Consider the following 13,673-nt stretch of genomic DNA (forward strand, 5'->3'; position numbering starts at 1 on the left):
TGACCAGCCCAATACAGTACGAACTCACACACCACCACGCGGCCAAAGCCGCATAACCCGGTGTCCACCACCCGGGGGCAAGCCCACTCCCACCCGCCCTCCCGCGACTACCGCTCCTCCGTCGCGCGGGTGCCCACAGCGCGGGCCGCCTGTGGTGACCGCCCCCGAACTCAACAGCCTGGAACTCGGACATAGGCAACACTCTCAACCTCGCGCCCGGTCCAGCCCCCGTCTCGCGTCCGCCAAACTCGGCTCGGAACCTCTGCCCAACCGCGGCAACAGCATGTTCCTTGCCCTGAGCACCTACAAGAATTGCAACAGTCTCATCAAGATTCCGACGAACTGGAGGGCCCTGCCCACTCCTGTAGTCCCTCAGCCAGATGGTCCTCGCGAAGTTGGACAGTCGGGCGATGCCTAGCGATGGATGATCCGTTCGCCGTCCGGACTGGTGACACTGGTCGCTTCCGGGGTGACCTCCACAGTCAGCTCATGGAGCGGGAAACGCCCAGTCTCTTCCCATCTCGAGCGGACCCGCTCCAGGTCATCCCAGAGGCGAAGCGCACCGCCTTGGTGAGCCCTTCCGCTGGCCTCCTCGGCTCGCGCCCAAGATCCATCGCCTGATTTCCAGCAGGCCATGGGGTCCATTGTCCGGGCCGGGGACGCGCCTGCGAGGAGCCAGACGATCGTCTTGCCGTCATCGTCGATAGCTGACCGGTTCTCGATGTCTGCGCTGTCCAGCTCGTACAGCGCTCGCAACTCCATCGAGCCAGCGGTTCGGCACCGGCCCTCGAAGGTCACGCACCTCATCGCCGCCACCGCTGCCTATCGATCCTCTAGGCTTCCGCGGCGGCGGCCTTTCGCTCCTCGGCCATGTGGGCTGCGATGGATGCAGCTCCGTCAACGCGCGTCTATGACGACGGACTGCCACTCAGCGCGGTCCGCCTGGATCGGGGCTGAGAATCGATCCACGAGCGTTCCGCGGCCTCGTCATCGAACCCTCCGGGTGGCCACTGGCATGTCACGCAGTTCGGGCAGCCGTACATCGCTGCTACAGGCCGTGGCGTAGCTGATAGATCCGGCAAATGCGTGGCGGGTAGCGAGGTTCCGGCGTACACGCCCTGGCCCAGACACAAGCCCCAGGCGAAGGGCATGGCAACGGCCGGCGCCGGTCAGTCGTTCCGCTGCAAACCCTGTTCGGGACATTCTGGCGCTGAACGCGTGAAATTCGGGCTGCGCGAGTGCGTGAATCGTCGTGACACACCGCCACCGATGCAGGCCAGGCCTGAACACTTGATGATTCTTGTGTGGTCAAATGCAGGGGGGTCAAACGTAACGGTCGGCGCTGCAGGCGCTCTGTTAAACGAGAGGGCATGCACTGCTGGCAACACAAGCACGCCCGAGCCCCCAGCCGAAAGGGCTCGGCAGGACGACGGGCAACTTCCACAGGTACCCGGTCGGTGGCGCGGCGACGGACCGCTAGCGGAAGTAGAACAAAGCGGACCTCAGGCGCCGGTGCGTATAGATACTCGCAGGTTAACGGCAAGCGAAAACCGCCGAAAGTTCGCTCATACAGCGACCTCTCGTCTGCGAAACGGAGGAGAGTTGACAGCGCTCTCGAGCTCTGCGCGGCTGTTGTCACAGATGGCTGGCAGAAGACGGTCACTGAGCGCGCAGCCGATTACGCGGTGTCAGAGACCTTCAGAAAGCTTGTCCGCTCCCGGCGTCGACGTCACTGTATGGCGCTCGCCGAGGTCGCGAGGTTGATCCTTGCCACCAAGGACAAGACACACGAGGTCCTGGGATTACTCGGCGGAGGAGTCATGTCGCTGTTCGGCTTCGGCAGCCTCGCGAAGCGGTTCGCTCGGGAGCTGATTGAACGGATCCCGTTGCCCTTCGATGCGAAGGCCACCGCCGCAGCTCGCGGCGTGCAGATCACCGGTGTCTTGCTATGCGTCCTGAACGGTGACGACCTTCGCCGCTGTCAGTGCTTCATCGAGCTGGCGCTCGAGCATGCGAAAACGAGCGTCAAGAAGATCCTGACGACTGCGATGGAGGACTGGACCCAGCTGGGATCGTTCCCCGCGAAAGCGTAAGGGTGTTCTTATCGGCCCGGAACCCAGAAGCTTGCCGCGACGCCGGCGTACCGCATCATCAACTCCCGGACATCGATCACCGGGAGTTGCTGATTGCGTGGCGCGCTCACGGCGCCGAGCTAGTCCAGCGACTCACTCCTATCCGCGATCGACCGCTCGGTGTCAGGGCAGCATTGCAAATCGGCGGAAAGCATCGGTCAACCTCGCCCGCAAGTCAGCGCTTACGGAGTTCGACCGACGTCATCATCGTCGAGGTCAAGGTGTGTGGTTAAGGTGCGTGCTCGGTCTCGGACACCGAAATATCTGTTTCTCCAGAGGCGACACGGCAATACGTGTCACCTCTTCTTTATGTCCGGATCCTGGAAACGCGCACAGACCGAGTACGTTGCTGATGACAACATTTCGGTCACGGAACCGTGCCTCCGCACTGAGACTGCCAGATTGGCTGATCCAGCCCGGTCGGTTACCTCGATGACCGTGATCTGCTGTGGGTTCGGAGAGGCGATCTGCAGCGCTGCCTGCGGTTCGTCCACGCCGCGCGGGTTCGTCGAGGTGGAGGCATATCGCTGCGCGGCGACTATTCCGCTCGTCGAACTGCGTCTCGATAGGTGAGGATGCAAGGGTGCGCTTTTCGATCAACATTCCGAACTTCGGTGACTTCGCCGACGCCCGCACGGTCGCACAGGTGGCGACCGCCGCGGAGGAGGCCGGCTGGGACGGCCTCTTCCTCTGGGATCACGTCGTCCACAGCAAGGTACGGCGGCAGGGCCAGCCTTTCGGGGATCCGTGGATGCTGCTGACCGCCGCCGCGCTGGCGACCTCGCGGATCAAGCTCGGTCCGCTGGTGACGCCGGTTGCACGGCGCCGGCCGGAACAGTTGGCGCGGCAGGTCGCGACGCTGGACGGGATGAGCGACGGGCGGGTGATCTTCGGTGCGGGCCTGGGCGGACCGATTGACGACGAGTTCGGCAGCTTCGGCGACGCGACTGATCCCAAGGTACTGGCCGGCCGGCTGGACGAAGGGCTCGACCTACTTGCCGGCTACTGGTCGGGCGAGACAGTGAACCACCAGGGCGACCATTACCGGGTCGACGACGTAACGTTGCTCCCAGCAACGGTTCAGCGTCCCCGGCCGCCGGTTTGGATCGCCGGCTACTGGCCACGCAAGGCTCCAATGCGGCGGGCCGCTCGCTGGGACGGCGCGGTACCACTGTTCCAGAGCGCTAACCACGGCCAGGCACCCCCGGTCGACGAACTGCGGGAGCTGGTGGCGTATCTCCACGACCATCGGGGCGACCGGACCACGCCGTACGATGTCATCGTCGGCGGGATCAGCCCGGCGCATCCCGCGCAGTCACGCGCTCTGATCGAGCCGCTGGCCGAGGCCGGCGCCACGTGGTGGGACGAACGCCAGCTGATCGGCGGCACGGACTTCCACCGCCTCGACCCGATCCTCCGGCGCATCGAACAAGGCCCACCGAGCCTCGGATGACGGACCTCCTGCAGCCACAGTGCGGGCCGCGAGGAGGTCCGCCTGATCAACCCATCTGCGGGGTCAGAGGATGCCGCGGTCCGCGAAGGCCTTCTGGACGACGGCGGCTTGCGTTGAGCCGTACATCGATCGTGCGGTCGCGACCGTGGTCCGGGCTCCGGCCGCGAAGCTGGTGTCCGGAGCGAAGGCGAACTGAGCGTTGACGATGATCCGGTCGGCGACCGTCGAACCGAGTGCAGTCCGGATCTGGAACAGCGCCTGCGACCAGATCTCACCGTCCGCGTGCACCTCGCCCGCGACGTCCTCGGGGTAGTGCTTGCCGGCGTCCAGGCGGCGCAGGCAGTGCGGGACCGTCGAGGTGTACGACGTCGCGTCCCAGTCCATCACGCAGGCCAGCGGCGCCTTCACCGGTACGCCGTACTTCTTCGCCACCCAGTCGCCGACCGTCACCGAGAAGTAGTCGCCCCATGCCTCGCCGATCGAGCCGGCCTCGAGCGAGGACCCGAATCCCGCTACCTGGGCGTCATGCACGGCGTGACCCGTTTCGTGGACGATCACCTCGCCGTCCTCGGCGTCGTCCACACCGCCCTTGCCGAGGGTGATCGTGTCGTGCTTGTCCCAGGAGAACGAGTTGTCGACGCCGTACTGGTCGACCTTGTAGTCCTGGCTCTCGGCGTTCACCGGCGGCAAGTCGCTGCCGAAGCCGAGCGACTGCAGGTACTTCTGCGCCTCGGTCCCCCAGAAGTACGACATCACCTGCTCGAACTGGTCGTCGTGCCGGTCGTAGAAGTAGGTGCCGTCCGTGCTGTACGCCGGGGTGCCGGTGCTGCTCCGCACGTTCGCCCACTTGCCGCGCAGGTAGCCAGAGCCGTCCAGGTCGGTCAGTGTGACCTCGTAGTACTCACCGCGAGGAACCGCCGTCGCCGAGTCCTTCTGGTCGGTGAGCGTCTGGTCACCACTGGACTGGACCGGGTTCGGAATGAACACCAGCGCCCTCGCTGTTGTGGCGCCGGCCGGGGGCTTTGCACTGGCGACGGGCGCAGTCAGCCCGGCCAGGGTCAGGGCCGCGGCCGCGGTCACGGCGATGGGAGTGGTCCAGGTCCTTGGCGCCATCGGAGGCTCCTTCTCGACGCGGGGTCTTGGCACCACAACGTAGGTCGCGCGTAGCCGCGGAGGAAGGGGCCGATGCCAAGGTTCAGGGATTTCCTGCATCTACCGGCACACACAACCAACAACCAACACCGCCACAACTCGTCGCCCCCGGCAACAGGAGCAACCATCTGTTGCCGTTTGCAATCAGCCGGTCACCGTTCAGCTCGCTGCCCGGGCCGGGGGTGCGTAACTCTGTTCGAAGGTCATCGTCGTGGCTACCCTGACCCTTGGGGGGAAGCCCAGATGAGCAAACCGACGATCCTGACCGTCGACGACGATCCCATGGTGTCCGCCGCGATCGCCCGCGATCTGCGAAACCGTTACGGCGACGACTACCTCATCGTGCGCGCGAACTCGGGCGCACAAGCCCTTGCGGTACTGACGAAACTCGCGCTGCGGAACCAGCCGGTCGCGCTGATCGCCGCCGACCAGCGAATGCCGGAGATGACCGGTATCGAGCTGCTCGAGCAGGCCGGCGCCCATGCACCCGGCGCGAAGTACCTGCTACTCACGGCGTACGCCGACACCGATGTCGCGATCAAGGCGATCAACGACATCGGCCTCGACTACTACCTGCTCAAGCCGTGGGACCCGCCCGAGGAGCGGCTGTATCCGGTCATCGAGGACCTGCTCGACGACTGGCGGCAGGCCAACCCCGACCACACATCCGACGTACGGGTGGTCGGCAACCGGTGGTCCGACCGTAGCCACGAGATCAAGACTTTCCTGGCCCGCAACTACGTGCCCTATCGCTGGTACGACGTCGAGCGCGATCCCGAGGCTCAGCGGCTGGCGCAACTCGCCGAAGCGGGAGCGACGGACCTGCCGCTGGTACTGATCCCCGATGGCGACACCCTCCGCTCACCGTCGACTCTCGATCTCGCGGGAGCACTCGGCCTCCGTACCACTGCTCAGCAGCCCCTGTACGACGTGTGCATCGTCGGAGGTGGTCCCGCGGGCCTGGCGGCTGCGGTGTACGCCGCATCAGAGGGGTTGAGCACGGTCATCGTCGAGCGCGAGGCGCCGGGTGGACAGGCCGGGCAGAGCGCGGCGATCGAGAACTACCTCGGGTTCCCCAAAGGACTGACCGGCTTGGATCTCGCCCAGCGGGCGGTCGCCCAGGTATCGCGGTTCGGCGCGGAGATGGTGCTTGCTCGCGCGGTGGTCGGCTTCGAAACCAGAGGCCCGGTCCATGCCGTACTGGTCGAGGGCGGGGGCGAGATCGAGGCCCGCGCGGTGATCGTGGCCACCGGGGTTTCGTACCGCCGGTTGGAGGCGCCCGGGCTCGAGGAGCTCACCGGCTGCGGCGTGTACTACGGCGTGAGTGCCAGTGACGCGAGACAGTGCGAGGGCGACGACGTCTATCTCGTCGGCGGAGCCAACTCGGCGGGCCAGGCCGCGCTCAATCTGGCGCGCTACGCCAAGAAGGTGGTCCTGATCGTCCGGGGCGCCTCGCTGGAAGCCACGATGTCGCGGTACCTGATCGACAAGATCGCGTCCACTCCCAACGTCCAGGTGCGACGCCGTAGTGAGGTGGCGGCCTGCCGTGGCGACGGGCACCTCGAGGCCATCACCATCGCCGACCGGGACACCGGCCGCGCCGAAGAGCTGCCGACGAGCTGGTTGTTCGTCTTCGTCGGCGCCTCCCCACGGACCGAATGGCTCGGCCCGGATGTCGTCCGCGACGCCAAGGGGTTCGTGGTGACGGGCCAGGAGCTGCTCAGCCACGACAAGGCCTGGCGCTTGCCGCGGGCCCCGTTCGCGCTCGAGTCGAGTGTGCCCGGCGTCTTCGCGGCCGGCGACGTACGACTCGACTCGATGAAGCGAGTCGCCTCCGCGGTCGGAGAGGGCGCCATGTCGGTCTATCTCGTGCACCGCTATCTGGCGACGGTGTGAGTCATGCGCGTCGACGATCTCCGCGGACTCGGCCTCTTCGCCGGGCTGAGTGACGCACAGTTGGGGGAATTGCTCGAGGGCGGCGACGAAGTACGGATCGAGCCCGGGATCAAGCTGTTCACCGAGGGTGAGCACGCGGACCACTGGTGGGTGCTGGTCGACGGCGCGATCGAGCTGTCGAGGCACGTCGGCAGGGAGGACACCGTGGTCGGCCGGATGGACGTGCCGGGCCGCTGGGCGGGTGGATTCAGGGCCTGGGACGAGCGAGGGGTCTATCTCGCGTCGGGGCGGGGAGTGCAGGAGGGCCGCGTACTGCGGGTGCCGGCGCCGGTACTGCGTACGCTCACCGACGCCTGGTTCCCCTTGGGCGGTCACCTGATCAACGGGGTCTATGGGACCGCACGATCCATCGAGGCGACCGCGCGGCAACGCCAGTCGCTGGTGACGCTCGGAACCCTTGCCGCGGGCCTCGCCCACGAGATCAACAATCCCGCAGCCGCCGCGACGCGTGCCGCGGACGCGCTCGAGGCTGTCTGCCAGACGCTGATCTCCTCCCTGGACCGGCTGGCCCAAGGGGAGATCTCGGCCCCGCAGCTGACCGCGCTCGACAAGCTCCGCCGCGAGATCCAGCCGGCCGCAGCCGGCCTCGACCCGCTGGACATCGCGGATCAGGAGAACGCCATGGCCACCTGGCTCGGGCGTCATGGGGTGGAACGTGACTGGGTGATCGCCCAGCCGCTGGCCGCGGCCGGGGTCGACGTCGCCTGGTGCGAGCGGGCGGCCGCAGTACTGGATGAAGACAACCTCGAGCCAGGGCTGGACTGGGTGGCGAGCACGTTCGCCGCTACCACGTTGCTGTCCGAGGTCAAGGAGTCGACCCGGCGCATTTCCGACCTGGTCGCGGCCGTCAGGTCGTACTCACAGATGGACCGCGCGTCCCTGCAGCCCACCGACGTGACCCAAGGTCTCGAGAACACCCTGACGATGCTCGGCCACAAGCTCCGCGACGGGATCTCGGTCGTCCGCGAGTACGGCGACCTCCCGCGGATCGAGGCGTACACCGGTGAGCTCAACCAGGTCTGGACCAATCTCATCGACAACGCCGTCGACGCGATGAAAGGCTCCGGCTCCCTGCGTATCCACACCTTTGCCGAAGGCAACAAGGTCGTCGTCGAGCTCACCGACACCGGCGAGGGGATGCCACCAGAAGTCGCCGCCCGGGCCTTCGAGCCCTTCTACACCACCAAGGACGTCGGCAAAGGCACCGGCCTCGGCCTGGACATCGCCCAACGCATCATCGTCGAACGCCACAACGGCTCCATCACCATCACCTCCACCCCCGGCGAGACCACCCTCCACGTAGAAATCCCCATCCGCCAGAAGTCCACCCCCTGATCACCCGCCTTCTGCAGGAGACCACAGAGCTGCAGAAAACTCAGACGCTCAATTGGAGCCGTATAGTTAAAGGTGCGTGTTCCACCTCGGACATAGGTAAGGCGAGCAACTGGACCCCCCAGCGGCTCGCGTTTCGTGCTTTCACCCCCACGCGGCGCCGCCTGTGGTGACCGCACTCGAACTCAAAAGCCAGGAACTCGGCCACAGGCAGCATTCTCAACGTCGCCGCCCGGAGCCAGCCACCCGTCGTAGCGTCCGCCAGCTCGGCTCGGAACCTTTACCCAACCGCGGCGACGACATTTTCCTCGCCCTGAGCATCGACAAGAATTGCAACAGTCTCCATGATTCGGAGGACCGAAGGTCCCACTGGTTTAGTCCTCGGCTCACTGGCCTCTATGAACAGTTTCCGCTGCTGCGATTCACCCCGTGCTCCTACTTGAGACGAGACTGCAAACCATCGCGCCTGGTGCCGCTGAATGTCGAAGTGGACGTCCTGTGGCCACGAGTCGTCGATCTCGCCTCGCGGCCACGATCCGAAGAGCCAGTCCACTAAACTGCCTCGCGATCGGCTCCGCTGTTGCCGGATCGCGATCTTTGCATCCTTCCTCCAGCCCGAGTTTGATGCTGCACGGAGTGGCTGAGAACACCTCGAACGGCGTTGGTGGGCGGTGATCGACGCAGGGTGCGCTGAACGGGGACTACCTGCGACGGACCGCCACCTACTTGGCGAGGATCAGGCGGCTGGCGGTGGCGACGATTGGTTGTACTGCGGCGTTCGCATAGTTGCTGAGGACAACCACGACCCAGTCGTCCTGGGGGAAGAACTGGATCGCGGTCGCATGCCCGTTGGTGTTGCCGCCACCGAACTCGAACGACCACTTCCCGTCGGCGAGTTTGCCGATCGGGCCGTAACACTGGAACGCGGTCATCCGCGAACCCCCGGCGGGCGGGGTGTCCGGTGACGGGTTCGCCGCCTGGCCCGGCGGTGGGCCCTGCGTCGGCATCGGCTGCTTCCCGCTCAAGACGAGTTCCGTTTGGCCGCGATCGAGCAGCTTGGCGTTCCACAGCGCGCGGGCGAACCGGTCCATGTCCGCGCAGGTCGCGGAGGCACCTCCGGCCGGGAGGCCGATGTACGCGAACTGTCCGAGGGTGTCGGTCCATAGGCCCTTCGGATCACGCCGGTACGGGTGGGCCATCCGCCGGTTGGCGCGCCACTCCGGCTTGGTGAAGAAGCCGGTGCTGGTCATCCCGGCGGCCGCGAACACATGCCGGCGGACGTAGTCGTAGTACGACATACCGGACGCTTTGGCGATGATCTCGCCGAGCAAGTGGTACGCCGAGTTGCTGTAGAGCCAACCCGCACCGGCTGGGAAGGCGGGCTCCGACTTGCGGATGAAGTCGGTGGTGCCGGACATGACTTCGGCCGGCGTGTTCCAGCCTGGTACTGCGTTCAGATAACCGGGCAGCTGGTGGAAGTCGCCGAATCCGGAGGTGTGGGTGAGCAGGTGGTGCACGGTGGCCCCGTTGGCGATCGGCGCAGGGAACCCGTCGACGTACGCGCCCAGCTTCTCGCCGTACGAGACCTTGCCCTGCTGGACGAGTTGCGCGATCGCGACCGCGGTGAACAGCTTCGTCACCGAGGCGAGCCCGAACATGGTGTCCGGCCCGTTCGGGACGGCGCGCTGCCGGTCGGCCAGGCCGTGCGACCGAGCCAGGACGGTCCTACCGCGATGGGTCAGCAGCACCGACCCGGAGAACTCGTCCTTGGCCGCCTTGTCGGCGATCAGCCGGTCCAGCTCGCCACCGGGCCGGAGACCTGGCGGGATCCGGCCTGCGCCGTCACGACTGGTGTCGGCGAGACCTGTGTCGGCGATTGCGGTCCGGCCGGCGATGAGCGCGGCGCCGCCGGCCACCGAGGTCGCGCCGAACAGACCGAGGACCGAACGCCTGGACGGTTGAGCCATGAGTGCTTCCTTTCGCTGGATGAACTGTCACCGAAAGGTCTACCGGGCACGGCATATCGGCAGCCGCTCGCGAGTCCATACGAAACCCATAGGTCCGGCCAGCCATACTCGGATCATGCGAGTGCTGCTGGTGGAGGACGAACAGCCCTTGGCCGGGTACATCGCGACGGGGTTGCGCAAGCACGGCTTCGCCGTCGACGTCGCGCTGGACGGACAAGTTGCCTTGGACAAGCACGACCTCACGCCGTACGACGTGGTGGTGCTGGATCGCGATCTGCCGGTGGTGCACGGCGACACGGTCTGCCGCCGGCTCGCCGATCGCGGCGACTCGCGCATCCTGATGCTGACCGCGTCGGGCACGGTCGAGGACCGGGTCGACGGACTCGGGCTCGGCGCCGACGACTACCTCGGCAAACCGTTCGCGTTCTCCGAACTGGCGGCCAGGGTGCACGCGCTGGCCCGGCGTACGAGCCCCGCCCGGCCGCCGGTACTGCGGGTCGCCGACGTGACTCTCGACCCGGCGCGACGTACGGCGGAGCGGGCCGGGCGGATGTTGCCGCTGGCACCGAAGGAGTTCGGCGTACTGGCCCACCTGATGACCACCGCGGGTGACGTCGTCAGCGCGGAAATCCTGCTGCAGAAGGTGTGGGACGAACATGCCGACCCGTTCACCAACGCGGTCCGGATCACGGTCGGCACGCTGCGCCGCAAGCTCGGCGACCCACCGCTGATCGAGACCGTGACCGGCGCGGGCTACCGGATCCGGACATGACGCCATGCGTGTGCGACTGACCGCCCGCAGTCGGCTCGCACTGCTCTACGCCGCCATGGTCCTGGCGGCGGGCGTAGCGCTGACCGCGCTCACCTACGTGTTGACGCGGGAGAACCTCGAACACCGCAAGGTCTTCCTGCTCCAGCGGACAGGGCCGGGCACGCCCCCACTGCCTCCACAAGCCAAGGAACCGTCCGAGATCGCCCAGCAACTCCAGAACGAAACCCTCGCCACCCTCCTGACCCAGGCGGCCATCGCGCTCGCCGTGGTCACCGTACTGGCGGCTCTGCTCGGATGGCTCGTCGCAGGCCGCGTACTACGACCGATTCGCGCGATCTCGGCCACGGCGCAACGACTCTCCGCCGAGAACCTGTCCGACCGAGTACCGGTCAACCCGCCGCAGGACGAACTCGCCGCGCTGGCCGAGACCATCAACGGCATGCTCGACCGGATCCAGCAAGGTGTCGCCGAGCGAGACCGGGTACTCGACAGTCAGCGGCTGTTCACCGCGAATGCCGCCCACGAGCTCCGCACTCCCCTGACGACCGTGCGAACCGCGATTGACGTGACCCTGGACGGCGATCCGAGCCGAGCGGAACTGCTGACGATGGCCGAAGACATTCGCCACGCGGTGGACAACAGCAGACGGACGCTCGACGGCCTGCTCACGCTGGCCCGCAGCCAAGCCGGCGCGGTCAACCTGCAAACGGTGAACCTGGCCGAGGTCATCGCGGACGTACTGGCCGCCGTCGTCGACCAGGTGGTCGCGGGAGACCTGACAGTGCAACAGCACCTCAATGACGCCCCGCTGGTGGGCGAGCCCGTGCTGCTGGAACGGATGACGGCCAACTTGATCGGCAACGCGATCCGGTACAACCATCCCGGCGGACGGATCATTGTCACCACCGGCAGCTCAGCAGGCTTCACCTTCCTCCGCGTCGTCAACACCGGGCGGGTGGTTGCCGAGGACCAGGTCAACCGCCTGCTGGACCCGTTCGTCCGCGGCGAAGGCACCCGTACTCCGGCCGAAGGCGGCGCCGGACTCGGCTTGTCCATCGTGCGCGCCGTCGTGCTCGCCCACGACGGCACCATCACCGCCACCGCGAATCAAGGCGGCGGCCTGGACCTCCACCTCCGCTTCCCAACCTGACCCGCCCGACTGCTGAGTAGGTCCCGCTCGTCCGACCGCACATCGCCGGCCGCGCAACTGACGCCGACCTACCCGGACTGGGGGCAACTGACGGCCGACATCCCGAACGCCCGCATCGCCGCCAACTGACGGCCACCACGAAAGCCCATCCATGAGGTGAGCCGTCAAGCCGGGCCTTGGGGTCGCGGCCGGCCCGGCGTGACGATTAGTTAGCGCGACGGGCAGAACACCGCCTTGACGGCATGCGTGACTGCTATCGACACTTCCTGCCACAACCTCTGGCGGTCGGCGACCGTGGTGGAGACGGCGAACTGGAGGCGGCCGTCCGAGGAGGTGTAGGTGCTGGCAACGAACCCCGGTGCCGCCCCGGCGTGGCCGGGGAGCAGTTCGGGTTTGCCGGCGCAGGGACCGCCGGGTGGCAGCGGGAGCTGCCCGGCCGGCGGGTCGGTGATGACCTTCTGCAGGTCGGCGGGCAGGAGCTTGCCCTGCTGGAACGCCCGCTGGAACCGGCTGACGTCGCGTGCGGTGGATACCACTCCGCCAACTCCCAGAAAGGCACTGGCGTTGAGCCGGTCAACGTCGTGCGCCACGCCTGCGTCGTCGGGCCAGTAGCCGTGGCCGTGTGGGCCTGCGATCCCCTCCGGAGGTTTGGTCGGCAGGTAGCTGTCGGTCATCTGCAAGGGCCCGAACAAGCGCCGCTGGAACTCGGTGGCCAGACCATGGCCGGTGAGCTTTTCGATGATCATGCCGAGCAGGATGTAGTTGGTGTTGGAGTAGTTGAACGTCCCGAGTTCCACTGGTCGCTGTCGCTTCCGGGAGATCTCCACGAGCTGGGTCGGGGTGTAGTTCGTCGTGAAGTCGAGCGGATCGAGCGGAAAGTAGTCAGGGATGCCGCTGGTCAAGGCGATCAGGTGGCGCACGGTGATCTCGGACGCACGCTCGACGAGGTCGTGCGCGGCCACCTGCGGCAGGACCTGGCTGAGTTTGTCGTCCAGGCTGAGCTTTCCCTCTGCCACGAGTTGCAGCACGATGGTCGCGGTCATCTGCTTGGTCTGCGATCCGATCCGGTAGCGGGCGTCGGAGGGGATCGCGCCGCCTTTGCCGTCCAGCAGGCGGGAGCCTGCCGAACCTTTACCGATGCGCTTGCCGTCGTAGTACACCTCGCCGATCACCCCCACCACACCCGGTACCGCGGCTACAGCTTCCAGTGCCGCGTCAACGTCAGCGATCTGCGGCCGGGCAGCGCCATCGGCCACCGCCCCCGCACCCAGTGCGCCGTTGGGCACCGTTGCCGACAGAACAAGCACAGCACCGGCCAAACCGGCGACGGATCGAGTAGTCACTCGCCTCACAGTGATTCCTTTCCTTGGAGTGCACCGGCAGCCGCAAGGTAACTCCTTGCCAGAACTCCCGTCGTGCGGAACGAGAACCACCTTGGCGGCTTCGGTGTTTCGCCGCTGTTTCCACTGTGGCGACGGTGGCCGAGAGTTCCGGCCGACGCGGCAGTTTCGCTGATGGCCACGACCGGTGCGGCCGGTACGCGTGACCAGATCGTCGCCGACGGCAACATTGCCCTCGCGCCGGCTACCGGGCTGCTCGGGAATGTGCTCGCCACGAAGACGCGGAGGCCCTCGACGCACTCGACGGTGGTGATCTTGCCGGTGCCCTCCGGGCCGAGGATGCCGAAAATTTCACCCTCCCCGACGGCTCTCGGCGATCTGGCGTTTGTCCGGCGAGATGGTGGTGAGGCCCGAGGTAC

9 protein-coding genes are annotated in these 13,673 nt (G+C 66.7%); 6 read left to right on the forward strand and 3 right to left on the reverse strand.

Features of this window, described 5'->3' with window-relative positions:
- The first annotated feature begins 1,736 nt into the window (after positions 1-1,736).
- Positions 1,737-2,093: a hypothetical protein gene (locus tag AB0F51_RS37695; RefSeq protein WP_360288288.1), complete on the forward strand. Its 357-nt coding sequence runs from the start codon at positions 1,737-1,739 to the stop codon at positions 2,091-2,093.
- A 622-nt stretch (positions 2,094-2,715) separates the two neighbouring features.
- On the forward strand, positions 2,716-3,585 hold the full coding sequence (locus AB0F51_RS37700; RefSeq protein ID WP_360288290.1) for an LLM class flavin-dependent oxidoreductase: 870 nt from the start codon (positions 2,716-2,718) through the stop codon (positions 3,583-3,585).
- Positions 3,586-3,648: 63 nt separating this feature from the next.
- Here AB0F51_RS37700 and AB0F51_RS37705 read toward each other — a convergent pair whose 3' ends face one another.
- Positions 3,649-4,698: a M4 family metallopeptidase gene (locus tag AB0F51_RS37705; RefSeq protein ID WP_360288292.1), complete on the reverse strand. Its 1,050-nt coding sequence runs from the start codon at positions 4,696-4,698 to the stop codon at positions 3,649-3,651.
- 282 nt (positions 4,699-4,980) lie between these two features.
- On the opposite strand from AB0F51_RS37705, the gene AB0F51_RS37710 reads away from it, so the two are divergent.
- The gene (locus AB0F51_RS37710; RefSeq protein WP_360288294.1) at positions 4,981-6,633 is read left to right on the forward strand and encodes an FAD-dependent oxidoreductase; all 1,653 of its coding nucleotides are present in this window, start codon (positions 4,981-4,983) and stop codon (positions 6,631-6,633) included.
- A gap of 3 nt (positions 6,634-6,636) precedes the next feature.
- On the forward strand, positions 6,637-8,028 hold the full coding sequence (locus tag AB0F51_RS37715) for an ATP-binding protein (protein WP_360288295.1): 1,392 nt from the start codon (positions 6,637-6,639) through the stop codon (positions 8,026-8,028).
- A 719-nt stretch (positions 8,029-8,747) separates the two neighbouring features.
- Here the strand turns inward: AB0F51_RS37715 and AB0F51_RS37720 are convergent.
- On the reverse strand, positions 8,748-9,992 hold the full coding sequence (locus tag AB0F51_RS37720; RefSeq protein WP_360288297.1) for a serine hydrolase domain-containing protein: 1,245 nt from the start codon (positions 9,990-9,992) through the stop codon (positions 8,748-8,750).
- Positions 9,993-10,107: 115 nt separating this feature from the next.
- On the opposite strand from AB0F51_RS37720, the gene AB0F51_RS37725 reads away from it, so the two are divergent.
- On the forward strand, positions 10,108-10,764 hold the full coding sequence (locus tag AB0F51_RS37725; RefSeq protein WP_360288299.1) for a response regulator transcription factor: 657 nt from the start codon (positions 10,108-10,110) through the stop codon (positions 10,762-10,764).
- Positions 10,765-10,768: 4 nt separating this feature from the next.
- Positions 10,769-11,914 (forward strand): ATP-binding protein, encoded by a 1,146-nt coding sequence (locus AB0F51_RS37730; RefSeq protein ID WP_360288301.1) that lies wholly within the window; start codon positions 10,769-10,771, stop codon positions 11,912-11,914.
- 209 nt (positions 11,915-12,123) lie between these two features.
- On the opposite strand, the gene AB0F51_RS37735 is transcribed toward AB0F51_RS37730, so the two are convergent.
- Positions 12,124-13,257: a serine hydrolase domain-containing protein gene (locus AB0F51_RS37735; RefSeq protein ID WP_360288303.1), complete on the reverse strand. Its 1,134-nt coding sequence runs from the start codon at positions 13,255-13,257 to the stop codon at positions 12,124-12,126.
- Between the last annotated feature and the right edge of the window lie 416 nt (positions 13,258-13,673).

Source organism: Kribbella sp. NPDC023855 (assembly GCF_040639475.1).
Taxonomy (GTDB): domain Bacteria; phylum Actinomycetota; class Actinomycetes; order Propionibacteriales; family Kribbellaceae; genus Kribbella.

What these genes read in the sequence shown, in the direction of transcription:
- AB0F51_RS37715 (WP_360288295.1), top strand. Translation starts at nt 6,637, where the DNA reads ATGCGCGTCGACGATCTCCGCGGACTCGGCCTCTTCGCCGGGCTGAGT.
- AB0F51_RS37695 (WP_360288288.1), top strand. Translation starts at nt 1,737, where the DNA reads ATGGCGCTCGCCGAGGTCGCGAGGTTGATCCTTGCCACCAAGGACAAG.
- AB0F51_RS37730 (WP_360288301.1), top strand. Translation starts at nt 10,769, where the DNA reads ATGCGTGTGCGACTGACCGCCCGCAGTCGGCTCGCACTGCTCTACGCC.
- AB0F51_RS37720 (WP_360288297.1), bottom strand. Translation starts at nt 9,992, where the DNA reads ATGGCTCAACCGTCCAGGCGTTCGGTCCTCGGTCTGTTCGGCGCGACC.
- AB0F51_RS37710 (WP_360288294.1), top strand. Translation starts at nt 4,981, where the DNA reads ATGAGCAAACCGACGATCCTGACCGTCGACGACGATCCCATGGTGTCC.
- AB0F51_RS37725 (WP_360288299.1), top strand. Translation starts at nt 10,108, where the DNA reads ATGCGAGTGCTGCTGGTGGAGGACGAACAGCCCTTGGCCGGGTACATC.
- AB0F51_RS37705 (WP_360288292.1), bottom strand. Translation starts at nt 4,698, where the DNA reads ATGGCGCCAAGGACCTGGACCACTCCCATCGCCGTGACCGCGGCCGCG.